The organism is Alistipes sp. 56_sp_Nov_56_25 (genome assembly GCF_001915285.1).
GTDB lineage: Bacteria > Bacteroidota > Bacteroidia > Bacteroidales > Rikenellaceae > Alistipes > Alistipes shahii.
In genome coordinates, this window is record NZ_MNQF01000061.1 from 51,418 (window position 1) to 76,057 (window position 24,640).

Annotated in this window: 21 protein-coding genes; 7 read left to right on the forward strand and 14 right to left on the reverse strand. The window is 60.7% G+C overall.

Annotated elements, in window-relative coordinates; genetic code table 11:
- Positions 1-157 precede the first annotated feature (157 nt).
- Positions 158-367, forward strand: a complete 210-nt coding sequence (locus BHV64_RS09480) for a putative signal transducing protein (RefSeq protein WP_288115801.1) — start codon at positions 158-160, stop codon at positions 365-367.
- Between the two features lie 42 nt (positions 368-409).
- Here the strand turns inward: BHV64_RS09480 and BHV64_RS09485 are convergent, their stop codons facing one another.
- The 12 genes from BHV64_RS09485 to BHV64_RS09540 form a co-directional block, all read right to left on the reverse strand.
- Complete coding sequence (locus tag BHV64_RS09485) at positions 410-1,156, reverse strand: energy transducer TonB (protein ID WP_288115802.1); 747 nt, start codon at positions 1,154-1,156, stop codon at positions 410-412.
- Positions 1,157-1,186: 30 nt separating this feature from the next.
- Positions 1,187-1,924: a shikimate dehydrogenase family protein gene (locus BHV64_RS09490; protein WP_195579622.1), complete on the reverse strand. Its 738-nt coding sequence runs from the start codon at positions 1,922-1,924 to the stop codon at positions 1,187-1,189.
- A gap of 3 nt (positions 1,925-1,927) precedes the next feature.
- A complete protein-coding gene (locus BHV64_RS09495; protein WP_288115803.1) occupies positions 1,928-2,869 on the reverse strand; it encodes a DUF368 domain-containing protein in 942 nt (313 codons plus the stop codon).
- 648 nt (positions 2,870-3,517) lie between these two features.
- Positions 3,518-3,814, reverse strand: a complete 297-nt coding sequence (locus tag BHV64_RS09500) for a DUF3276 family protein (RefSeq protein WP_015546104.1) — start codon at positions 3,812-3,814, stop codon at positions 3,518-3,520.
- A 100-nt stretch (positions 3,815-3,914) separates the two neighbouring features.
- Positions 3,915-5,486: a S41 family peptidase gene (locus tag BHV64_RS09505; protein WP_288115804.1), complete on the reverse strand. Its 1,572-nt coding sequence runs from the start codon at positions 5,484-5,486 to the stop codon at positions 3,915-3,917.
- A gap of 90 nt (positions 5,487-5,576) precedes the next feature.
- Positions 5,577-6,923, reverse strand: a complete 1,347-nt coding sequence (gene hisS / locus BHV64_RS09510) for a histidine--tRNA ligase (RefSeq protein ID WP_288115805.1) — start codon at positions 6,921-6,923, stop codon at positions 5,577-5,579.
- Positions 6,924-6,975: 52 nt separating this feature from the next.
- On the reverse strand, positions 6,976-8,652 hold the full coding sequence (gene ettA, locus BHV64_RS09515; RefSeq protein WP_015546107.1) for an energy-dependent translational throttle protein EttA: 1,677 nt from the start codon (positions 8,650-8,652) through the stop codon (positions 6,976-6,978).
- A 165-nt stretch (positions 8,653-8,817) separates the two neighbouring features.
- Positions 8,818-9,396 (reverse strand): rubrerythrin, encoded by a 579-nt coding sequence (gene rbr, locus BHV64_RS09520; protein ID WP_015546108.1) that lies wholly within the window; start codon positions 9,394-9,396, stop codon positions 8,818-8,820.
- Between the two features lie 112 nt (positions 9,397-9,508).
- Positions 9,509-10,591 carry a CapA family protein gene (locus tag BHV64_RS09525; RefSeq protein WP_217727620.1) on the reverse strand — a complete coding sequence of 361 codons (1,083 nt, stop codon included), beginning with the start codon at positions 10,589-10,591 and terminating at the stop codon, positions 9,509-9,511.
- Between the two features lies 1 nt (position 10,592).
- A complete protein-coding gene (locus BHV64_RS09530; protein ID WP_015546110.1) occupies positions 10,593-10,895 on the reverse strand; it encodes a DUF4491 family protein in 303 nt (100 codons plus the stop codon).
- A 17-nt stretch (positions 10,896-10,912) separates the two neighbouring features.
- Entirely contained in the window at positions 10,913-12,100 is a 1,188-nt protein-coding gene (locus BHV64_RS09535; protein WP_288115806.1) for a mechanosensitive ion channel family protein, read from the reverse strand.
- Between the two features lie 1,489 nt (positions 12,101-13,589).
- Positions 13,590-14,945, reverse strand: coding sequence for a DcaP family trimeric outer membrane transporter (locus tag BHV64_RS09540; protein WP_288115807.1), 1,356 nt, complete (start codon positions 14,943-14,945; stop codon positions 13,590-13,592).
- 144 nt (positions 14,946-15,089) lie between these two features.
- Between BHV64_RS09540 and BHV64_RS09545 the strand changes: the two genes are divergently transcribed.
- From BHV64_RS09545 to BHV64_RS09570, 6 genes are all read left to right on the forward strand, one after another.
- Entirely contained in the window at positions 15,090-16,247 is a 1,158-nt protein-coding gene (locus tag BHV64_RS09545; protein WP_149885939.1) for a metallophosphoesterase, read from the forward strand.
- Entirely contained in the window at positions 16,238-17,317 is a 1,080-nt protein-coding gene (locus BHV64_RS09550) for a dihydrofolate reductase family protein (protein ID WP_015546113.1), read from the forward strand. The genes BHV64_RS09545 and BHV64_RS09550 overlap by 10 nt, the downstream gene beginning before the upstream one ends.
- Before the next feature lie 109 nt (positions 17,318-17,426).
- A complete protein-coding gene (locus BHV64_RS09555) occupies positions 17,427-18,902 on the forward strand; it encodes a TolC family protein (protein WP_229028672.1) in 1,476 nt (491 codons plus the stop codon).
- 76 nt (positions 18,903-18,978) lie between these two features.
- On the forward strand, positions 18,979-19,968 hold the full coding sequence (locus BHV64_RS09560; RefSeq protein ID WP_015546115.1) for an HlyD family secretion protein: 990 nt from the start codon (positions 18,979-18,981) through the stop codon (positions 19,966-19,968).
- A 3-nt stretch (positions 19,969-19,971) separates the two neighbouring features.
- Complete coding sequence (locus BHV64_RS09565) at positions 19,972-21,150, forward strand: ABC transporter permease (RefSeq protein WP_118406265.1); 1,179 nt, start codon at positions 19,972-19,974, stop codon at positions 21,148-21,150.
- 1 nt (position 21,151) lies between these two features.
- Positions 21,152-22,387, forward strand: a complete 1,236-nt coding sequence (locus tag BHV64_RS09570; RefSeq protein WP_022061487.1) for an ABC transporter permease — start codon at positions 21,152-21,154, stop codon at positions 22,385-22,387.
- Positions 22,388-22,457: 70 nt separating this feature from the next.
- On the opposite strand, the gene BHV64_RS09575 is transcribed toward BHV64_RS09570, so the two are convergent.
- On the reverse strand, positions 22,458-23,117 hold the full coding sequence (locus BHV64_RS09575; protein WP_015546118.1) for a hypothetical protein: 660 nt from the start codon (positions 23,115-23,117) through the stop codon (positions 22,458-22,460).
- Positions 23,114-24,415, reverse strand: coding sequence for a C10 family peptidase (locus tag BHV64_RS09580; RefSeq protein ID WP_138265447.1), 1,302 nt, complete (start codon positions 24,413-24,415; stop codon positions 23,114-23,116). The genes BHV64_RS09575 and BHV64_RS09580 overlap by 4 nt, the downstream gene beginning before the upstream one ends.
- Positions 24,416-24,640: the final 225 nt, after the last annotated feature.

Genomic DNA, 24,640 nt, shown 5'->3' on the forward strand with positions numbered 1-24,640 from the left:
TATAATCAAATGCCGGACGACTTGTTTTACCGGGATGCGGCCCCTCTCCGGTTCCGGACGAAGATAATGTTTTTTTATTGAAGAATTCATGGCAGGGCTATTGCATTTTACCGATAAAATGCTTAACTTTAAATACCGAACCAAAAACCGAAGAATTATGCAAGACGACACGTTGGTTGTACTGGCGGAGTACAACATCATCACAGAGGCCGAGATCGCCAAGTCGATGCTCGACAGCGCCGGTATCTGGTCGACGATCCGCAACGAATACATGTCGGCCATCTACCCGATAGGGACCATGCCCGCCCAGATTGTCGTCCGCGAAGAGGACTACGAGAAGGCGAAGGCGATGCTCCACCACCGATAAGAACCCCATGAAAAAGCTCCGCTGCACGGCGGAGCTTTTCGTTCAGTTGTTGTGGTAGTTGACCCGGTATTCGTAGGCCGTCCGCTGGGGCACGTCGCGCACCTTGCGGGGCGTCCATTTGCCCTTGCTGCTGCGGATGACGCGGAGCACCTCTTTGGTCAGCCGCTCGTCGGGCGACTGCACGACCTCGCCGATGGCGATGCGCCCGTCCGGCTCGATGTAGAACCGCACGTGCACCACTCCCTCCACGCCCTTCTCCGTGAAACGCCCGTCGTAGCGGATGCGCATTTTGGCCCACGCGTGGAAATTCTCGTCCGGATTTTCCCCCATGAAGAGCAGCGGATCGGCGTCCTGCGCCCTCCGGATCTTCTCGACCGGAATGCGGATCGTCATCCGCGAGGTGTAGGAGACCGGACTTCCGTCGGCCAGCGTCGCGGGACTCCACGTTCCGCCCAGACGGTCGTACGCCTTCTCCATCGCCCGGCGGGTGGCCGCCGTCGCCGGAGCGAACTCCGCATGGTCGCGGCCCTCCTGCGTATTGTCCATGTAGCGCCACTCCGCGACGTTTCCCGCCTTGTCGATTTGCAGGGCGATGCCCACGACCGGAGAGATCGAGTCCGCCGGAATCTGCTGCTCAATGGCAATCTTCTCGACCGTGGCGGCCATGCGCGTCATAAAGACCCTGATCACCGCGCCGTTGAATGCGGGAGGCGTCACCTCCGACTGCGCGAAGACCGCTCCCGTTCCGGCAAGCAGAGCGAATAATATCGACAACAAGCGGTTTTTCATAACATTATAAGATTTATTTAAAGCCCCGCTTTAAGCATTCCAGATGCGCCACGAGGCTTCGGCCTGCCCGACGAACATCGTCCGCCCGTTCAGAATATGCGCCCCGCGCTGACGGCCGTAGTCGAGGAATTGCGTCAGCGGCGGGTTATAAACCAGGTCGAGCAGGTAGTGCTCCGGCGTGACATAGGCATAGGGGATACGCGGCGCGGCATCGACGTTGGGGTAGGTCCCCACGGGCGATGCGTTGACAATCAACCGGCTGGCTTCCACTGCCTCACACGGCAGATCGTCGTAGGTGTAGTTGCCTTTCGCCGCTTCGCGCGAGACCAGCGCAAAGGGGATGTCGCGTTCGGCAAGGGCATACTGCACGGCCTGCGAAGCGCCTCCCGTGCCGAGCACGAGGGCTTGCCCGGGCTGGGCCGCGCCCAGCAGTTCGTTCAGCGCGGCCCGGAGGCCGATGACATCGGTGTTGTGGCCCGCGAGACGCCCGTCCGCCGTGCGGCGGATGCAGTTGACGGCCCCGATGGCCTCGGCCTCGGGCGACACCGAATCCAGAAAGGCCATTACGTCGCGCTTGTAGGGAATCGTGACGTTCAGCCCGCAAAGCTCCGGGAGACGCTCCAGCAGACCGGGCAGATCTCCGATCGACCCGAGTTCGTAAAGCGAGTATTCACAGTCGGTTATCCCCTCTCTGTTGAACTTTTCCGTGAAGTAGGCGGCCGAAGCCGAATGCCCCAGCGGGCGTCCGATCAGTCCGAAGCGTCGCATGGGTTACTTCTCCTCTTTTTTGACGATGATGCGCGCCAGCAGTTCGATGCCGTAGATGGCCAGAAATCCAACGACGCAGAGCTGAACCGCCTGCACAAGCTGCGATGGCTGGCCGGTGAGCTGTTCGAAGGTCCCGGGAGCGACGTTGTGCTGGACGAGCGGCTGTGCGACGCCGTGGCTGTCGAGGTAGGTCTCGGCGGTCTCCTTCCACGGCCAGACCTTGTTGAGTGAGCCGACCATGAAGCCCATCAGCACGGCCACCGTGACGTCGTGCCAGTGTTTGAGCAGCCACGACAGCAGGTGCGAGAAGGAGATGATGCCCGCCGCGGCTCCGACGACGAAGATCACGATGACGGGAATGTTCAGATCGCCCACGGCCTGCATGATATATTGGTATTTGCCCAGCAGCAGCAGGATGAAGGCCCCGGAGATGCCGGGCAGGATCATGGCGCAGATGGCGATGGCGCCCGAAAGCATCACGAACCACCAGTCGTTGGGGGTTTCTGCGGGCGTGGCGACGGTGATCCACCAGGCCGCGGCGGCCCCTGCGACGAACGCGAGGAGACTCCGCCAGTCCCAGCGTCCGATTTGCCGGGCGACGAGCAGCGCCGAGGCGATGATCAACCCGAAGAAGAACGACCAGATGGCGATGGGATGGTAGGTCAGCAGATAGGTCATCAGGCGAGCCAGCGAAAAGATCGCAATGGCGATGCCCAGCAGCACGGGCAGCAGGAAACTTCCGTTGATATGACGCCAGAACTCGCCGAGGCGGAGTTTCAGCAGCAGCTTGAGCGCCGTGGCGTTGACGCTGCGGATCGAGTCGAGCAGTTCTTCGTAGATACCCGAAATGAAAGCGATCGTACCGCCCGAGACGCCGGGAACTACGTCGGCCATACCCATGGCGCACCCTTTGAGCGCAAGTACGATGTACCGGGAAAAATTCATGGTTTGTTTGCGTATTTTGGTTTTAAACGCAAAGATACGAATAAGCCGGATACAAAAGCAAACTTGTTTGCGATTTTGTTCAGGCGGAGTATCTTCGGCGCAGCCAAAGATAGGGGATAAAAGACGAACGCCCGCGTTCCGAAAATTAAGTTTTCATCAATTTTTCGGGAGCCTGCCGTTTTTCGCACCCGCCTGCGTCCGCCGCTGCCGGACGTTCTCCTGCTCCCCGGCAGGTTCCGGGGACATCCCGTGCGGATAAGCCTCCGCCGCGGAGGGATTTCCCGCAGTCGGCACCGCTCCTTTCGGAATGCCGCGCTGCGCAGGGCGCACATTCGTCCCAAACAACCGCTGCCGGACCTTCTCCCGCTCCCCGACAGTTCCGGGGACATCCTGTGCGGATAAGCCTCCGCCGCGGAGGGATTTCCCGCAGTCGGCGCCGTTCCTTTCGGAATGCCGCGCTGTGCAGGGCGCACATTCGTCCCAAACAACCGCTGCCGGACCTTCTCCCGCTCCCCGACAGTTCCGGGGACATCCTATGCGGATAAGCCTCCGCCGCCTCCCGGGAGCTGTCGCCGGACTCCGGCGCATCTTACGGCGGAACCGGGCCGGTGGCCGATTTCCGCGCGCTCCGAAACGGATCGGAACGGGCTATTCCTCCGGCTCGGGGCACGCCTTGCTGCGGCGGATGAACTCGACGACCTCGTGCAGACCGTCGGCGAATTTCGAAAAATCCTCCTTGTAGAGGAATATCTTGTGGCGGTCGTAGCTCGACGTGCCGTCGGGGGCCGTGATTTTGCGGCTCTCGGTGATGGTCAGGAAATAGTCGTCGCCGCGCGTGGCCCGGACATCGAAAAAATAGGTCCGGCGGCCCGCCTTTACGGCTTTGGAAAGAATCTGGGCTTCGTAATCCTCGCCTTCGCGACGGAGATGGGTTGGGGATAGCATGGGTTTCGTTTTTGGGTTGGTTTCAGCTTTTTCAGCACACGCTCGTATCTACGAATATACGCAAAAAAAAGCGAATTTCCAAAAACTTGAAGGGCTATTTTCACGGTTCCAGAACCGGCTGGCCCGATTTGTCCCAATCTTCGAGAATCGCCACGGCCCGGGCGTAGGCGGGGCTTGCGGCGGGGTTGATGATCCGAAAATAGGCTCCCGTGCCGAACAGCCGCTGCGCCGCGAGGGCTTTGAGCTGCATGCGCACGAGGGGTTCGGAGACGGCGAACCCTTCGGCGTCGAACTTCACGCCGCGGCTTTCACCGAGCGCCGTGAGCCTTTCGAGAACCTCGTCCGAGGGGGTATACCCGGCGTCGAAGGCCTCGAACGAGGCGTAGCGGCGCGAGAGGCTGTCGCGCGAACCGTCGAGCCAGTCGCCCACGAAATCGGCCACGATGCCGCGGCGGATCAGTTCGCCGTAGTAGTTCGAGAAACCCGCCGTGTCGGCCTCGACGAGGATGTCGGGACGGATGCCTCCGCCGCCGTAGACCGTGCGTCCGGTGCGGAGCGTGCGGTAGGCCGGGGCCGCCGCGTCGAGCGAATCGCGCGCGGCATCGTCATAACGGCGCAGGTGGTCGAGGTAGTACTCGCGGCGCTTCCCCTTCTCGTAGGGACGCTGGATGACGCGGCCCGAAGGGGTGTGATAACGGGCCACGGTGATGCGCACGGCCGAACCGTCCGAAAGCCCGATCTGCCGCTGCACGAGACCCTTGCCGAAGCTCGGGCGGCCTACGACCACGCCGCGGTCCCAGTCCTGCACGGCCCCTGCGACGATCTCCGAAGCCGAAGCCGACGATTCGTCGATCAGCACCACGAGACGTCCCTTGAGGTCCTCGCCGTTGGTCTGGGCGCGGAACGACGACGCCGGAACGGCGCGCCCCTCGGTCGAGACGATCACCGCGCCGCGCGGCAGGAAGAATCCCGCCATCCCGATCGCCTGCTCCAGCAGGCCGCCGCCGTTGCCCCGCAGGTCGAGGATCAGCCCTTCGGGCCGTCCCAGCTTGCGGTAGGCCTCGGTGAATTCGTCCATCGTGGTGCGGCCGAAGCGGTTGACCTTGATATAGCCGATGCCCTCGCCGGCCAGATAGGAGGCGTCGACGGTGTTCAGGGGGATTTTGTCGCGGACGATCACGAAATGGAGCCGTCCGGGCGTGCCGTGGCGCACGACGTCGATTCCGACCTTCGTGCCGGTCTTGCCCCGCAGGTGTTTGGGCACGTCCGTGCGGCTCATCCCCACGGCGTCGAGCGTATCAATGCGCACGATGCGGTCGTTGGCCCTGACGCCGACCCGTTCGGCTGGTCCCCCGGCGATGGTGTTCACCACGATCACCGTGTCGCGCAGGACGTTGAACTCCACGCCGATGCCGCTGAATTCCCCGTCGAAACTCTCCTGCACGCCCTTCATCTCCTCGGCGCCGATGTAGGCCGAGTGGGGGTCCAGCTCTTCGAGCATGCCCGCGATGGCGCCCTCGACGACGGGTTTCATCTCCACCTCGTCGACGTAAAGACCCGAAAGATAACGGAAAACCTGCGCGAGTTTCTGGAACTGGCGCGCATCGTCCTCGTTCTGCGCCGCGAGGGGCAGGACGGAGAGGGTAGCGAGTATGACGAATAATCGGCGCATGATTCGATTCAAAATTCACAATTCACAATCCGACTTTGCGGCAAAAGCCCGCAGGTCGGTTTCTGCAACCCTGCAATCCCGAATTCTCGATTATGAATTGCAGATTTCGGTTGCCAGCTTGTCTAACGAAACCTGCCGCTGCTCACCCGTGCGCATGTCCTTGACGGTTGCGGCTCCGGCCTCCAGCTCCTGCGACCCAACGATCACCACATAGGGGATGCCGCGGCGGTTGGCGTACTCCATCTGCTTCTTCATCTTGCCCGCCTCGGGGTAGATTTCGGCGGCGATTTCACGCCCGCGCAGCTGACGCAGCAGCGGCAGCACGGCGGCCTCCTCCTCCGCGCCGAGGTTCACGAACAGCACGCGGGTCGAACTGTTGACCTCCTCGGGGAAGAGCGAAAGTCCCGTCATCACGTCGTAAATGCGGTCCGCACCGAACGAAATGCCCACGCCCGACATATTGGGCATGCCGAAAATTCCCGTCAGGTCGTCGTAACGGCCGCCGCCGCAGATCGAGCCGATGGCGAAATCGAGGGCCTTGACCTCGAAGATCGCACCGGTGTAGTAGTTCAAACCGCGTGCCAGCGAGAGGTCCAGCTCCACCGTGAGGTCGATGCCCAGCCGCCCGACATAGCCGAATACGGCCTCCATCTCCTCGATGCCCTTCATGCCCGTCTCCGAAACAGCGAGCACCCCTTTCAACTGGTTGAGCTTCTGCATATTGTCGCCGCTCAACTCAAGTATCGGTTGAAGTTTGTCGACCGCCTCCCGATCCAGGCCGCGCTCCATCAGTTCGGCCTTCACGTTGTCCAGTCCGATCTTTTCCAGCTTGTCGATGGCGATGGTGATGTCCATCATCTTGTCGGCATGGCCGATGGCTTCGGCGATGCCGAACAGGATCTTGCGGTTGTTCATCTTCAGCGCCACGCGGATGCCGAGGGCCTTGAACACCCGTTCGACGATCTCGACCAATTCGACCTCGCACAGCAGCGAGCGCGTGCCGATCACGTCGACGTCGCACTGGTAGAATTCGCGGTAGCGGCCTTTCTGCGGCCGGTCGGCGCGCCACACGGGCTGAATCTGGTAGCGTTTGAAGGGGAACGTCAGTTCGCCCTGGTGCTGCACGACGTAACGCGCGAAGGGCACCGTAAGGTCGTAACGAAGTCCTTTTTCACAGATTTTCGACGCGCTGCGAACCTCCTCGTCCGACAGTCCGGCGGCGTAGTCGCCCGAATTGAGAATCTTGAACAGGAGCTTGTCGCCCTCGTCGCCGTACTTGCCCAGCAGGGTCGAGAGGTTCTCCATCGAGGGAGTTTCGAGCGGCGCGAACCCGTAGGCGCGGAACACCCGGCGGATCGTGTCGAAAATATACTGGCGGCGCATCATCTCCGCGGGGGAGAAGTCGCGCGTGCCCTTGGGAATCGAAGGTTTCTGCATGGCAAAAACAATTTTTAATTTTTCATTCTTAATTTTCAATTGATACAAAAAACTAATCCGCGATCAGTTTTTTGTACCTCACCCGGTGGGGCTGCGTGTCGCCGCCCTGGGCCTTCTTCCACGCCTCGTACTCCGAGTAGGAGCCTTCGTAGAAGACCACCTTCGAGTCGCCCTCGAACGAGAGGATGTGCGTGGCGATACGGTCGAGGAACCAGCGGTCGTGCGAAATGACCACGGCGCATCCGGCGAAATTTTCGAGACCTTCCTCCAGCGCCCGCAGCGTGTTGACGTCGATGTCGTTGGTCGGTTCGTCCAGCAGCAGCACGTTGCCCTCCTCCTTCAGAGCGAGGGCCAGGTGCAGGCGGTTGCGCTCGCCGCCCGAGAGCATGCCGCATTTCTTCTCCTGATCGGCGCCCGAGAAGTTGAAACGGGCGACATAGGCGCGGGCGTTGACCTGCCGGTTGCCCAGCGTCATCAGGTCCAGACCGCCCGAGATCACCTCGAAGACCGTCTTTTCGGGGTCGATCGACTTGTGCTGCTGGTCCACATAGGCCAGTTTCACCGTGGGACCCACGCGGAACGAGCCGCTCGTCGGAGTTTCGAGGCCCATGATCATGCGGAAGAGGGTGGTCTTGCCCGTGCCGTTCGCGCCGATCACGCCCACGATGCCCGCAGGGGGCAGCGAGAAATCCAGCCCCTCGTACAGCACGCGGTCGCCGAAGGCTTTCGAAACGTCGTGCGCCTCGATCACCACGTCGCCCAGACGCGGACCGTTGGGGATGAAGATTTCGAGCTTCTCCTCTTTCTGTTTCGTATCCTCGTTCATCATCTTGTCGTAGGCCGACAGACGGGCCTTCGACTTGGCGTGGCGGCCCGAGGGCGACATGCGCACCCACTCCAGCTCGCGTTCGAGGGTCTTGCGGCGCTTCGACTCCTGCTTCTCCTCCATGGCCATGCGCGTGGTCTTCTGGTCGAGCCAGCCCGAGTAGTTGCCCTTCCACGGAATGCCCTCGCCGCGGTCGAGTTCGAGAATCCACCCGGCGACGTTGTCCAGAAAATAACGGTCGTGGGTCACGGCGATCACCGTACCCTTGTACTGCTGGAGATGCTGTTCGAGCCAGTCGATCGACTCGGCGTCGAGGTGGTTCGTAGGCTCGTCGAGCAACAGCACGTCGGGCTGCTGCAACAGCAGGCGGCACAGGGCCACGCGGCGGCGCTCACCGCCCGAGAGGTGTTTAACCGGCTCGTCGGGATCGGGACACCGCAGGGCGTCCATCGCGCGCTCCAGCACGCTGTCCAGCTCCCAGCCGTTGCACTGGTCGATCTTCTCGTACAGCTCGCCCTGACGCTCGATCAGCCTGGCCATCGTGTCGTCGTCCATCGGCTCGCACAGCTTTTGGTTGATCTCCTCGTACTCCTTCAGCAACGCCACGGTCGTCGCGCAGCCCTCCTCGACGACCTCGCGGACCGTCTTCGAGTCGTCGAGCCTGGGTTCCTGTTCGAGGTAACCCACCGTATAGCCCGGCGAGAAGACCACTTCGCCGTCGAAGTTCTTGTCGATTCCGGCGATGATCTTCATCAGGGTCGACTTTCCCGAGCCGTTCAGGCCGATGATGCCGATTTTCGCGCCGTAGAAAAAGGAGAGGTAGATGTTGTTGAGCACCCGTTTCTGGTTGGTGAAGGTCTTGCTTACGCCGACCATCGAAAAGATGATTTTTTCGTCTGCCATATCTTGTGTTTGAATTGTCCGAAATAAGGATTCTTGCAAAGATACGGAGAAAATCCGGAATTTTAAGTCTCCGGGGGCCGAATATTTGCACGTCCGCACATGCAGCGGAAATAAAAAAGCCCCGTCTCCGAAGAGACGGGACTCGTATGCGGGCCGCAAGGCGGACTAATAGTTCTCCTTCTTCGGCTCGAAATAGGCCTGGGGATGCTTGCAGGCGGGGCACAGCAGCGGAGCCTGCTCGGCCTCGATGACGAAGCCGCAGTTGCGGCACTGCCACCAGATCTTGCCGTCGCGCTTGAAGAAGTTGCCGTCCGTGAGGCGGCTCAACAGCTTCAGGTAGCGGCGTTCGTGCTCGGCCTCCACCGTCGCGATCATCTTGAACGCCGTGGCGATCTCCGTGAATCCCTCCTCTTCGGCGACCTTGCCGAATTCGCGGTACAGCACGTCCCACTCCTCGTTCTCGCCCTTGGCGGCAGCCAGCAGGTTCTCGGCCGTCGTGCCGATGGGTCCGGTGGGGTAGCTGGCCGTGATCTCCACGTCGCCGCCCTCGAGGAACTTGAAGAAACGCTCGGCGTGCTCCTTCTCCTGCTCCGCGGTCTCGGCGAAAACCCCTGCGATCTGTTCGTAACCCTCCTTCTTGGCCTTGCTGGCGAAGAATACGTAGCGGCTGCGGGCCTGGCTCTCGCCGGCGAATGCCTTCAGCAGATTCTGTTCGGTACGCGTACCTTTGATGCTCTTTTCCATAATGTCGTATTGTTTAATGTGTGTGCATTCTTACTGTTACAAAGATAACGATTTCCGGAAACAATCTCCAAAAAAACGCCATCGTTTCTTCCTATGGAGCCATTCGGTTTACCTATAAGCCGTTTCCCGGCAGCGCGTCGAGGTCGGCGCGGAAAATCCCGTAGGCCGCGGGCAGCGTCATCGTGTCGGCGGCCTCGGGCGTCAGGATGCGGTAGCCCGGCACACTGACCCACACGGGCGTCGTTTCGAGCCGGTATGTCATCCGCCCCTCGGGATGCCGGACGGCCTCCACCGTGGCCACCAGACCGCCGTCGGTGTAGCGGCGGCGCTGGCCCGAGACGAGGTTGCCCAGCGAGTAGAGCACCACGTGCGACAAATCGGCCACCCAAGGCTGAATCACGTGCGGATGGCTCCCGACCACCACATCGGTTCCGTGACGGCGCAAAAACGCGGCCAAACTCCGCTGCGCGGCGTTCTCGCGCCGCTGGTATTCGTCGCCCCAATGGACGCACGCGACGATGAAATCGACCCCCGAGGCGCGTGCCGCCGCCAGGTCCGCGGCCATGCGCACCGTGTCGATCAGGTTCACCACCGTACCCTCGGGAACGGGCATGCCGTTGGTTCCGTAGGTGTAATTGACGATCGCCAGCCGTATGCCGCAATACGTGAGGTAAAGCGGGTTATTTTTCTTGTAATCAGCGCTGTCCGCGAACGCACCCGTGTGGCGTATTCCGCAGCGGTCCAGTTCCTCGACGCTCGTGCGGATGCCTTCGGCGCCGTTGTCGCAGCAGTGGTTGTTGGCCAGCACGGCGACATCCACGCCTGCGTCGCGCAGGGCGTCGGCCAGCGCCGCGGGCGACCGGAAAAGCGGATAGCCCGTATAGCGGCTGCGGCGCGTGAGGGTGGTTTCGAGGTTCACCACGGCCAGGTCGGCGGCCCTGATGCGGGGCGCGAGCGTCCGGAAAACGGGTTCGTAGTCGAAGCCGTCGCCGCGGCGCACGGCGTCGACCTGCGGCATGTGCTGCATCACGTCGCCGCCGAAAAACAACCGCATCCGCCGGGGCGGCGGCACGGGCCCCGGTCCCGACCAGCCGGCCGGAGGCGGAGGCGCGACGGGCGCAGGGCCTCCCGCGGGCGTGCAGCACACGGCGGCAAAGGTCAGCGCCGTCAGCAGGCATATCCGGCGTGCGCGCATGCTATTTCCGCTTGGGGTTCTTCGGAAACCAGCCTTTGGCCACGCGCTCGCGCTGTTCGAACAGTTCGCCGATCGACCACAGCGACGAGGCGCCCCACACGGCCAGCAGCGTCGACCAGAGGATGTGCCGCACGGCGATCGAACCGGCGACGGCGGCGATTCCCATCACGAGGAACAGCCACCAGATTTTCACCCCGAAATAGTATTCGCCCTTGGTGACCATCGGGTGAAAGATGCCGATGATCAGAAAGGTGGCGATGCCGATGACGATTCCGGTGAGGTTGTATTGCGCTAAAAATTCCATGGTTCTTATCCGTTAAATCAAGATTCGGAGGATTGAGGCTCGCGGTCCGAGGAGCGTTGGTAGGCCCGCAGGCCGAAGTCGGGAAGGACGGCGAACAGGTGGTCGAAAACAGCCCCCTGCACGGCCTCGTAGGCCACCCAGTCGGTCTCCCGGGTGAAGCAGTAGACCTCGACCGGGATGCCTTCCGGGGTGGGCTGGAGCATCCGGACCATCTGCATCAGGTCGGGGTGGATGCCCGGGTGGCCCTTCAGGTAACGCGCGGCGTACTCCCGCAGGGCGTAGAGGTTGACGACGGGTTCCGCGTCGGGCGTCGTCCCGGCCAGCCCTTTTTCGCGGAGTGCGGCCAGCTCCGCGGCCGTGCAGTTGTGCACCGAACTGGCATCGATCAGCAGCGACCGCTTGATGCGCCGTCCGCCGCTGTCCCACATGCCGCGCCAGTTCTGGAACGAGTCGCTGACCAGCGCATAGGGCGGGATGGTGGTGATGGTCTTGTCGAAGTTCTGCACCTTGACCGTCGTCAGCGTCACCTCCGTCACATAGCCGTCGGCGCCGTACTTGGCCATCGTGATCCAGTCTCCGGGACGCAGCATGTCGTTGGCCGAGAGCTGCACGCCGGCGACCAGTCCCAGGATGCTGTCCCTGAAAATCAGCATGATGATGGCCGCCGAAGCGCCAAGTCCCGCGAGTACGGCCGTGGCGTCCTGCCCGATGAGGATGCTGACGACGAGGATCGCCCCGATGCAGACCGCCAGCAGCTTGATCATCTGGTAAACGCCTTTCAGCGGACGGTTGCGCAGCGTTTCGTGGCGGCTGGAGATGTCGTAGAGCGTATCGAGGAACGCCGAGACGAGTTGCAGGGCGGCGACGATCAGGTAGATCAGACAGGCCTTGTGCAGCACGTTCAGCAGAACGGGCGCATCGTAGAACGCCACCCGGAGCAGGACATACCAGATCAGGGGCGGGATCAGGCGCGCCGCGCGGTGCATCACCTTGTCGCTGAAAAGGTGGTCGTCCCACGCGGCTTTCGTCCGGGCGCTGATTTTTTGCAGGAGCGGAACGACCAGACGCCGGAACAGGACCGCCGCCGCATAGGCGACGACGAGTATGCCCAGGATGATGATTGCCTTGACTGCCAGGTTGATATACGTTTCGCTCCATCCGGCTTCGGCCAGCCAGCGGGCTATCGCGTGGTTCGTTTCTCCCATACGTTGTCGATTGGTCCGATGACAAAGATACGAAAAAGTCGGACCGTTGCAAAACCGAACCGTATGCGATTCGGCAAAACCTCCCGACCTCCTGAAAGTGTCGTTACGACACCAAAGATACGAAAAAGTCGGACCGTTGCAAAACCGAACCGCATGCGATTCGGCAAAACCTCCCGACCTCCTGAAAGCGTCATCACGACACCGGAGATGCGCTGCCGCCGGGGAGCGGAAAAAACCGGGGGCGGGGCCTAATCGCTGCGGTTGAGCTTATTTTAGATTGGTCGGGCATTCCGCGCCGCCGCCCCCGGAAGGTAAAAAAGGACCGGCGGTTACATACTCCATGAAGAATCAGAAAGCAGTGACGCAACGTTCAGCCGCCGGTCCGTATGGCCGGGCCGGCGCTTTCGAAAAAGAAAGGCGCAGGCCCCAAGATACCCATACTCACGTGAAGGCCTGCTAAAACCCATGCCGAATACAGATACAAGGAACCCACGCCCGTAACGCGCAGTTTCGATAATAAGCAAGTCAGAACCTCTCGTTGCGGGCCGTGGGCCGACAACTCGCGGAGCATCCTTGCACCTTCGCCTCGACATTTGAAAATTAGCAGTTTTCACGTGAAGCAAAGCAAACAATCCGCACGCAGGCGAATCGTCAAGACAAAGGTAGCAAAAAAAACGTTCCGTGCAACAGTCGGGCCATTTATTTTGGCGGAACGGCTTCGTTTGCGGATGCCGACGGCAAAAGGCAGAATTGCGGTTTTCCCACGCGGGGTATAGCTACCTTTTGATGGCAAAAGGCAGCAAACACAGTCTTCGACTGCTGTTCTTTGCCGCTTTTTGGTCGGCAAAAAGCGGCGCAAAAACCGACCCGCCGACAAAAAAGGCTGAAAGACGCGGCCTAACGCTGGCTCCGGGCGACTATTCGCGGGTTTGTAAACAAACCGTCCCCTCCGCTCGCGCTTTTAGTCCGCCTCTTTCTTGACGCCTTTTTCGCCAAGCGGGATTCATTCGCCGCCACAGCGGCGGGAAGGATGCGTCCGGAACAAGCAAGAAGCACAGAAGCCTACGATCGCCCCTGGAAGCGGTTTTAAACCGCCGCATTATCGTTCGGAGCGGAAAAAAGAGCATTCTCCGGCCCGCGTGCCCGGAGCGGGAGGCTGTAAAGGCTTGATCTTACTGCGCCCGCTCAACGCGGGCCGGAGAAGACTCCCGCGGAGAACGACATGCGGATGGTTTTGGTGCTACCTTTTGCCATCAAAAGGTAGCTACACCCCGCGGGCGAAGACCGCGGCTTTACTACTTTTTGCGGCCAAAAAGTACAAAATGCCCCGCAGTCGAAGACCGCGGTTAACCGCCGACCGAAAAGCGGCATAATCCCGGATCGCCGGGATGGGACCGGGCGAACGAAACCGCACGTCAGGGTCCGCAAAAAAGGCGGCTCCCGAAGAAGCCGCCCGAAAATACTCAATACTATTTAATATACGGTGTCGTCAGAAACTGTATTGCAGCATCACGTTCACGCGGTTGGCGTGTCCCTTGTCGTTCGACATGTCCTTGCGCGAACCGTAGAGGTACTCGCCGGCCACCTTGCAGCGCGGGGTGATCGAATAGAAAATGTTGCCGAAGATATACTGGCCCTGCTTGTACTGGTCGTCGGAGTAGAAACCGTGGCTGCGCTGCACGCGGACGGTCGAATAGCCGCCCGAGATGAACAGACGCGGGGTCAGGTTGATCTGGGCCGCGGCCTGCCATCCCCACATGGGCATGGTCTGAATCTGGTCGGCGTTCTCCGGATTGGGCGTGAAGTCGAGCCCCGAGCCGGTCAGGTCCTGGATATACGGGGTGACACCCTTGCCGTAGACGCCGTTCATAAAGAGCCGCAGGGGCTGCGCCACCTTGATCGTGCCGCTGAACTGCACGCCCCATCCCAGCAGCGAGGTGTTGTTGCCCGTGCGGAGGTTGTGGAGGTACATGTTGCGCACGACGCCCGAAGCCCGAATGTGACTGTCGCGGTTGGCGCCCCAGGCATACTGGAAGTAGGCCGGGAAATCGGGAACGCGCTGTTTCAGCGTCGCGAAATTGTCGTTGTAGGTGCCGCTGACCGAGGGCATCTCGGCCGCAACGCCGAACTTGAGGTGGTTGTCGGCGAAGGCGTATTCGTAGCGGACCATCGTGGCGAAGTTGAAGTTATAGGCGTTGGGACCCTGGAAGTCGATGGTCGTCGGGGCTGCCGAAAGGTCGCAGAAGGTCGTCACGTCGCGACCCAGCGTAAAGCCCAGGAACGACACGTAGGCCGAACGCAGGCGGGGCGTGTAGCTGCCCTCGGCGCCTCCGCGGAAGTCGGCGTCCATGAACACGACCACGCGGCCCAGCGCACGGGTGTTGGTGATGGCCTTCATAAACAGACGCGAGGTCGAAGCGTCCATCATCAGCTTCTGCCTGGTATCGTAATTGCCGTGAACGGGAATGTCGTAGGTCACGAAGTCGATGTTGTCGACGATGCCGTCGAAGTCATACCCGGCGCGGAGGCTGACGAAACCGCCCAGCGAGAAGGAGAAACGGTTGTTCTTCGTGGCGAAGACGAACTGCGGTTTCTCGACCTGCTGGAAGCCCGGACGGTGGGTCTCGATGTAGTCCTGCGTGGCGTTGTCCATGGCCATGCGGTTGAGCGCCGCCGCCTGCTGCATCGCATAAGGCCCGTAGTTGTAGATGGTGTCCACCTCCTGCACCGAGATCAGGTAGACCGTAGGCGAATATTCGCCGCGCATGGCCCTGCGCTCGTAACGCTGCGCCGACGCGGAACCTGCAAGCAGCAGAGCCACGATTAAAAGTCGAAATGTTTTCATAAGCCGAATGAATTTGGTTTTATTAATGTTCTTGCTCGTTCTCAAAGAGTTGTAACTCATCGGACAAATCAGCAAGTTGTATGCCAAAGAAAACCGCGGGAAAAGCAATTTTTCGTATCTTTGCCGAATATAAATAAAAGGTATATGCTCTTTTTTCTGACGTCGATACTCTCCCTGACGGCCATCGCCGCCGATTTCATCCATTTCCGCCGTCGCCGCCGCCGGAAGCAGCCCGTGCGCCGCGCACTCGTGGCGTGGGTCGCCGCGACCGACGCCCTGCCGATTCTCTCGTCGCTCATAGGCGCCTTGAGCCGCGACAACGGTCCGGAGCTGATGTACCTCTATATGTGGCTGTTCTGGGCGTGGATCGTCACCGTTCCGCCGCGCCTGGCGTTCTATGCGTTCAACTTCGTGAACCTGCGCCGCACGGGCTACGTCGCAGCCTGCGCGTTCGTGCTGTTCGCCCTCTGGGGCACGACCCGGGGACGCACCTCCATCCGCGTCAACCGGGTGGAGATCTGCTCCGACCGCATTCCCGAGGCCTTCGACGGCTTCCGGTTCGTGCAGATCACCGACATGCACGTCGGGACCCTCGTCCGTCCCGAACGCGAACTGACGCGGCTGGCCGACAGCGTGAACGCGCAGCGCCCCGAGGCGGTGTTCTTCACGGGCGATCTGGTGAACATCCGCGCCGGAGAGCTGGACGAACGCACCACGGCGCTCCTGCGGCGGATCGCAGGCCCGGTCTGGTCGGTCACGGGCAACCACGACGTGGGAACCTACATCAAGGATTCGCTGCGTTTCCCGGCGGCCGGGGAGGCCCGCGAAGTGGTCGCGCGCCAGCGGGCGATGGGGTGGACCGTCCTGGAGGACACGACCGTCTACCTGCGACGCGGCGCGGACAGCATCTCGCTCACGGGGTTGTCGTTCGACCCCGCGCTGCGCGAACGCCGCCACGACCGCGACCTGCCGGGAACGGCCATTCCCAAGGCTTACGCCGGAGTTCCGGATTCGCTCTACAACATCACCCTCGTACATATCCCGCAGCTCTGGGAACAGATCGTCGAGGCCGGCTACGGCGATCTGACGCTCTCGGGGCACGTGCATTCGATGCAGCTGAAAATCAGGCCCTGGGGTCGCGGCTGGTCGCCCGCGAAATGGATCTACAAACACTGGAGCGGACGCTACGACACGGGCCGCCACACACTTTATGTCAACGACGGCACGGGATATGTTGCATATCCCATGCGGCTGGGCGCATGGCCCGAAGTCACCCTGTTTACCTTGAAACGATGCAGATAACACTATCTTTCGCCACGACGGCCGACGGCTACCTGGACGACAACAGCCCCCGACGGCTGATGATCTCGACGCCCGAAGACTGGGAGGCGGTCCTGCGCCTTCGGGCCTCGCACGACGCGATCCTCGCGGGAGCCGAAACGCTGCGGCGCGACGATCCCGCCCTGCTCCTGCGCGATGCCGCGGCGCGGGAACTGCGCCGTGCCCGGGGCATGCGGCCCGACCTGACGAAAGTCACCCTCACACACTCGGGACGGCTCTCGCCGTCGATGCGCTTCTTCACGGAGGGCGACGCAGACCGCTATGTGTTTTCAGAAAAGGAACTTCCGGAATTGAAAGGCGTTGCAGAGGTTATTTCAAGCGACGGTTCAATTACGGCTTCAGCGATCGTCACCGAACTCGAAAAGCGCGGCGTGGAGCGTCTGCTGGTCGAGGGGGGGGCCTCCGTCCTGCGCATGTTCCTCGCCGAAGGGATGGCCGACACGGTGCGCCGGGCGGTCAATCCGCAGCTGACGCTGGGACCGGAGCGGGGCGGCGCGCAGTTCCGGTTCGAGGTCCCGGAGGGGGCCGCATGCCGGCGGGAAAATCTGGGCGGCATGGAGGTTGCGACCTGCACGCTTCGTCCCGACACCCGGGACGAAGACCTCCGCTACCTGACGCAGGCCGTGGCCGAAGGACTGCGGTGCGTGCCCAGCCGGACCTCCTATTGCGTCGGGGCCGTGGTGGCGCTTCCCGACGGGAGGAGCTTCACGGGCTACACCCACGAGACTTCGCCCACGCACCATGCCGAGCAGGAGGCGATCCGCAAGGCGCTCGACGCGGGCGCCGAATTGCGCGGGGCGGCGATCTACTCCTCGATGGAGCCGTGCTCGCAGCGGAAGAGCGAGCCGGAGAGCTGCACGCAGCTGATCCTGCGCCACGGATTCGCACGCGTGGTCTTTGCGCTGTACGAACCCGACCGGTTCGTCCGCTGCCGCGGGGCGCAGACGCTGCGCGAAGCGGGTGTCGACGTGCGGGTTTATCCCGAACTGGCCGAAGGCGTGCGCCGGGCCAACGCCCACCTCGGAAGGTGAAACGGGCGTGATTTGTGTCCATAAGGGCCTAAAAATGGCCTAAACGCCCTCCGGGCTGAAGAAGATATTGCAAGAAAATCTATCTTTGTCGAATAAACGCATGAATACTATGAAAATAGCTGTCAAGATCGCCTTCATGGCGGCGGCGACGATCCCGGCGGCGGCGTCCGCGCAGGAGGCCGGGCGGATGCTCTCGCTCGACGAGGCGGTCGCCGTCACCCTCACGGAGAACCCTGCGCTGAAAGCCGCGGCCTACGAGGAGCGCGCCGCACAGCAGCAGCGCCGCGCGGCCATCGGTCTCCGCATGCCCCAGATCAACGTCACGGGCGCATACGCCTACATGGCCAAGGACATCGGATTCGACTTCAACGACCTGAAAGGCCCGGTCAAAGAGGGCGTGGCGGGCGGACTGACGGCGCTCGTGCAGAACGGACTGATCCCCGCCGACAAGATTCCGACGCTCCAGGGGCTTCTGAACCCGATGATGGATGCCGACTGGTTCCTCAAGGTGCAGGATCAGAGCCTCGGATTCGTGGGAGGCGAGGTGACCGTCCCGATCTGGATGGGCGGCAAGATCAACGCCGCGAACCGCGCCGCGCGGATCAACGAGAAGACGGCCGTCGCGCAAGGCAACCAGACCCGCAACGCGCTGATCTCGGAACTCGTGGAGCGTTATTTCGGACTGGCCCTCGCCACGCAGGTCGTCGCCGTGCGTCAGCAGGTGGTGGACGGCGTGCGCAGGCATCTCGAAGACGCCCGGGCGCTCGAACGCAACGGCATGATCGCCCAGACCGAACGCCTCTACGTGGAGTTCAAGATGGCCGAGGCCGAACGGGAGCTGGCAAACGCCAAATTGCAGGCCGAGACCATCGCCAGCGCGCTGTCGAACACCCTGGGACGCGAGAGCGACTGGCGTCCGGTGACGGCGATGTTCCTGCTCGCGAAGGTCGAGGATCTGGCCTATTATCAGGACCTCGCGCAGGCGCGCAACCCGCTGCTCAGCCAGGTGTCGCTCAAGCGCGAACTGGCCCAGGAGGGCGTGCGCGCCCAGCGTGCCGATTTCCTGCCGCAGGTGGCGGCCATCGGCGGCGGTTCGTTCTACAACTACCAGGTGGCGGGACTCGTGCCGCGCTGGGCCGTGGGCGTGGGGGTCAACATCAAGATTTTCGACGGTCTCAACCGCGAATACAAGTACTCGGCCGCCAAGCAGACCGTGCGCCGCGTGGGCGAGTTGCAGAACAAGGCCGGGAAGGACATCGCGGTGCTGGTGGAGAAACTCTACAACCAGATGATGAACTACCACAACCAGATGACCTCGATCGACGCGTCGCTGAAATTCGCCGAGGAGTATCTCCGGATGAAGAACGCCGCGTTCCTCGAAGGGATGAGTTCCTCGTCGGACCTGATCGACGCCGAGCTGAACCTCGCGGGAGTGCGCACCGAGCGGCTGCAAGCGGCCTACAACTACGACCTGCTGCTGGCCCGGCTGCTCGAGGCCGCGGGCATCAGCGACGAATATCCGTCCTACGCGCGCCGCAACGACGCGCAGGCGGTTCTCTTCGACGGCTCAAGAAGCGGAAATTAGATCGGGAAAGGGCGGGCTTCACGTTACGGCCCGTCGGCCCCCGCAAACAATACGAAATAGATAACAAACAAACGATATGAAACGAAGCAACGTAATCGGAATTCTGGCGGCCGCAGCGGTCATCGTCCTCTCGGTCGTACTGATCAGCTGGTACCTCACCAAACGGACCCCGACGCTGATTCAGGGCACGGTGGAGTGCACCACCTACAAAGCCTCGTCGAAGGTTCCGGGCCGCATCGACGACATGAAAGTGGCCCAGGGCGACCGCGTGGAGAAGGGACAGCTCCTCTACACGCTCTCGACGCCCGAACTGGAGGCCAAGCTCCGGCAGGCCGAGGCCGTGAAGAGCGCCGCCGCCGCGCTGGACGCCATGGCGCTGGCCGGCGCCCGCGTGCAGCAGATCGAGGCCGCGATGAACATGTGGCAGAAGGCGCAGGCCGGGCTGGAACTGGCCCGCAAGACCTACGAGCGCGTGCAGAACCTCTACAACGACGGAGTGGTTCCGGCGCAGAAGCTCGACGAGGCCACGGCCAACTACAAGGCCATGGAGGCCACGGCGCTGGCCGCCAAGGCGCAGTACGACATGGCGACGGACGGCGCCCGCAAGGAGGACAAGGAGGCCGCCGCGGCCCGCGTCCGCCAAGCCGAAGGGGCTGTCAGCGAGGTGGAGTCGTACATCAGCGACGCGATGGTCTATTCGCCCGTGACGGGCGAGATCTCGACGATCATCGCCGAGGAGGGCGAACTGGTCGGCAGCGGCTATCCGGTGGTGGCCATCCTCGACATGAGCGACCTGTGGGTGACCTTCAACGTGAAGGAGACGCTGCTTCCGGGCCTTCGGATCGGGACCCGCATGAACGGCTATGTCCCGGCGCTGGACAGCGACGTGGAGTTCGAGGTGACCTACATCTCCCCGCAGGCCGATTTCGCAACGTGGTCGGCGACCCGCACGCAGGGCGGGTTCGACATCCGCACCTTCGCCATCAAGGCCAAGGCCGTCACCGAGGCCGCGAACATGCGCCCGGGCATGAGCGTGCTCGTCGACTGGGACCAAATCGGAAAGTAAGCGATGCCCGGATTCCTGCACAACACCTGCGCCGTGATGCGCCGCGAGACGGGCCGGATAACCCGTCAGCCGATGTATTTCGTGCTGATGATCGTCCTGCCCGTGGTGTCGTTCGCGTTTTTCGCCCTGCTGTTCAACCAGGGCGCAATCCGCAACATCCCGATCGCCGTCCTGGACCAGGACAACACGACGCTTTCGCGCAAGGCCGTGCAGATGATCGACGACACCCCGACGGCGATGGTGGCCTACGGCATTCAGGGCATGGACGAGGGCGAGCGGCTGATGCGCGAAGGGCGGATCATGGCCATCGTGCAGATTCCGGCCTTCTTCGAGAAGAACATTTTGAGCAACAGCCAGACCCGCCTCGAAAACTACGTCTCGGGAACGAACATCACGGTCAACGGACTGCTGTCGAAGGACATCCAGACCGCCGTGACGACCTTCACAGCCGGCATTCAGCTCCAGGTGCTTATGAAGCAGGGGCTTACGCAGCGGCAGGCCATGGCGCAGCTGATGCCCGTGCGTTTCGACAAGCACGTGCTCTTCAATCCGCACATCAATTACGGATACTACCTCTCGCCGAGTTTCATGCCCATGATGCTGATGATCTTCGTGGTGATGGTGACCGTTTTCGCCATCGGCACCGAACTCAAGCACGCCACGGCCCGCGAATGGCTCGGCACGGGAAACGGTTCGGTCGCGGCGGCGCTCGCGGGCAAGGTGCTGCCCATCACGGCGGTGATGTTCCTGATCTCGCTGGTGATGCTGGTGATCAACTTCAAAATCGTGGGAACGCCGCTGAACGGCAGTCTCGCGGTGATTCTCGCCGGCACGCTGCTCTTCATTTTGAGCTACCAGTCGATCTCGGTGCTGATCGTCTCGCTGCTGGCCAACCTGCGCCTGTCGCTCTCGATCGGCGGCGGATATTCGGTGCTGGCCTTCACCTTCTCGGGACTGACGTTCCCGATCATGGCCATGTGGGAGCCGATGCAGTGGGTGAGCAAGATCTTCCCGTTCACCTTCTACACCGATATTTTCGTCGACCAGATGCTCCGCGGCACGCCGTGGGTCTACTCGCTGCCCGACCTCTGCTACATGTCGCTGTTCATCGTTTTACCGCTCCTGTGCCTGCCGCGCCTGAAAAGGGTCTGCACGGAGGAAAAATTCTGGGGGAGATTGTGATATGAACCGATTTACGAAACAAACAGCCTCTTACTGGAAACAGCTCGGATCGGTCGTCCGCAACGAGTTCCGGACGATCTTCAAGGACGGTGGCGTGATGCTGATTCTGATTTTCGCCCTGATCATCTACGCCACGGCCTACTCGCTGGCCTACGGATCGCAGGTGCTCCGCAACGTGCCGATCGGCGTGGTGGACGAATGCCGCACGCCGACCAGCCGCAGTCTGATCGACACCTTCAACGCCGGGCCGAACACCTATGTGGCCTACAATCCGACCTCGATGGAAGAGGCCAAAGAGCTGTTCTACGGCCGCAAAATCTACGGCGTGGTCTACATTCCGTCGGACTACGGGGAGAAACTCTACGGCGGCGAGCAGGCCAACGTGGCGATTTACGCCGACGCCAGCTACTTCCTGATGTACCGCCAGGTTTTCCAGGAGGTCGTGACCTCGATCGGCAAGACGGGGGCGATGGTCGAATTCCAGCGCCTGATCGCCAAGGGGGCCAACATCCCGCAGGCGCAGGCCACCACCCAGCCCGTGATCTACCAGTCGCACAACCTGTTCAACCCCTATCTGGGCTACGGCACGTTCGTCATGCCGGCGATCATCATGGTCATCATCCAGCAGACGATGCTGATCGGCATCGGCATGATCGGCGGCACGTGGCGCGAATTCGGACTTTACCGCAAACTCTGCCCCGCAGGGCGGCGGCGGATGTCGACGCTGCCCATCGTCCTGGGACGCGGACTGGTCTACGCGCTGATCTACGCCGTGACCTGCACCTATATCCTCGGCCTGCACTACCGGCTGTTCCACTTCCCGATGAACGGCGCGACGGGAGCCGTCATGCTCTTCATGGCGGCATATCTGGCGGCCTGCATCGCCATGGGCATCGCCGTTTCGACGCTGTTCCGCTACCGCGAAAACTCGCTGCTGCTGTTGCTGTGGACCTCGATCCCGGTGCTGATGCTCAGCGGCGTGTCGTACCCGCGCCAGGGCATTCCCGACTGGCTGTTCAACCTCGGACAGCTGTTCCCGAGCAGCCACGGCGTCAACGGCTTCATCCGTATCCAGACCATGGGGGCCTCGATCCCCGAGGTTTTCGCCGAAATCAAGTGGCTCATCATCCTCACGGTCGTTTACGGAGGGCTGGCCTGCATCGGCATTCACCAGGTGATCGGCCGCGAACAACGGGAACATCCCGCCCGGAAGGAAAACGGGGACGAAGGGCGCTAACGGCTCCGTACACACGCAAAAAGAGACGCCGGATTTTGGTCCGGCGTCTCTTTTGTGAGTAAACGGCAGTCTAAAATTTATCGGGATTTTCCTCCTTATACTGCTCGTAGGAGATATACGACAGGTATCTATCCACCGTCGCCTTGTCGGTGGCGATATGCCCGACAACCCGGCAGTAATCCTCGTAAACGCCCTTCGAAGTCTGTCCACCCATGTATGCAAAGGGTTGCCGGCCTTTCATCACGAATACACCGTCCTTGTAATAGAGCAGTTCGAGCGTCGTCCGGGCAGCATACTGATCATAGTTGGCGGTCTTCGCACTCTCTTCGATCCCGGGATTATAAAGGGCCAATGTATTCTTCATTTCACCGCTGACACTCCATTGATCGCCTTCCGAATATACCGTCGGGCCGGGAATATGCATAAGCGTAAAGAATGTACGGCATATACCAGTGGGAAGAAGCATCATATGGTTGATCAAAGTTCCTCCATCGTAACCGCTTCCGTCAGACACCTTCCCATCTGTATAGGTCATATCACAAGCATCAACCACCCAAACTCCACGCTGTGCATCCGTTACAAATGCGTTCATATCGACCTTGCCGTCGTAACCGATCATCAGTTCCCGGATTTTTGCCTCCGTCGGTGTTCGCGGAACAATCTCGGGATCACCTTCGCATGCCGACAGCATCGCCGATGACAGGACTAAAATTGTTATCAACTTTTTCATAAGAAATCTTGATTTAAATTACTATCAATACGGGGTAAACGGATCGATGTTATCATCTGCAATCCATTGAAGATATATCCATTGCCAGAAGCGACCCCATCTCCAGGAGCAAAATAGCCATCACAACTGCCATTCCAGCCCCAATTATAATGGACCAGATTGGTTGTCTGAACGGTAGAATTTGTCAGTATATAGTCGTAATATAGGGTTAATCCGTTGTCGATCAATATTTCTTCGTAATATTCCGTACCGATACGCGAATAGATATATCCATCGGCAATCCAAGCGTGGCCTCCTTCTGAAATATCATTCGCCCTTACATAAACGGGGTGTGTTTCGTCCAAATTGGTTCTAATTGAAGCTATCTCATAGCTTGCAAGGCCCGAAGCGCAACTATAGCCAAAAGATATCAAACAATCGGGTGCCATATACGAAAAAGCGCTACTTCCTGTCTCCATATCATTCTCATCTATTGGATGGTATGTCATTTCTACCCGTTGTCCGATTTCCCGCATCAGTGCGGGTACTTGGTATACGTATGGATAACTTATTATCGAAGTCCAGTTCAAAGCGATCGTTTCTCCCGCATGCGGAGCATCGGTGTAGGTCGTCGTGAAAGAAGACGGGAAACGGTAATAGGCCATAATCTGTGCAATGGCTGTCGCCACGCAGCCGGAATACCCATTGCTGCAATAGTCTCCGTAGGGAGATCTTTGCCCCCACCTGACCGGAATAAGCGGGTCGCAGGAGCGGGATTCATTGACCTCCACCGTCTTGAATTTAGGCGTAGTGCGTATCGTGTCGAACTTCGGCGGCTTTATCACGGCCAGACTTTGCGCCATGGCGTCCATATAGAAATCGAAATTCTCCACGCCGGTCGGCTCGCCGTAGGTGTAGTTTCCCTTTTCGGCGACAGCCAGCACGGGATCGACGGCGCGGTTGGCGGCAATGACCGAAAATCCGTCGTTGTTCTCAAAATTGAAAACATACATCAAAGTGTCGCTCCCGGCGCCGCTGCGCGTGGACGGGGTAGTGACGCATTGGCCGCGTTCGCTGCGGATCGAACGGGCTGTGGCCGAGCGGGTCTGGCCCCGGTCGACAAGGGCGATGCTCTTCCGGGCAAGGGAAAGGGCCTCTTCATAACTGCGCGTCGGCAAGAGCACAGTAGGCCGAGCGGGCTGTTCCGGTGCGACGGCGGACGATTCGTCGTCGATTTTCGCACACGAAACGACACAAATCAAAGCAAGGGCAACCAATACGGAGGTCCCCGCCTGTTTCATTGTACTTGTTTTCTCCATGGCATCATCATTTAATCTGTTAGCACATATGTTGTTCGCCCAGAGCGATTTGGCGGAAAACAACCGCGAAAGGCCATCATGCGGAGATACAGTCACATACAAATATCGATAAAATTTTTAGTATATACAAGCATTTTACCGAAAATTTAAAAAAAAATCTGCAATTTATAAAGATTCCATTTCCGCTGCCGGAGACCTGAAAAAAAGCAGGTTGACGGAGATCGC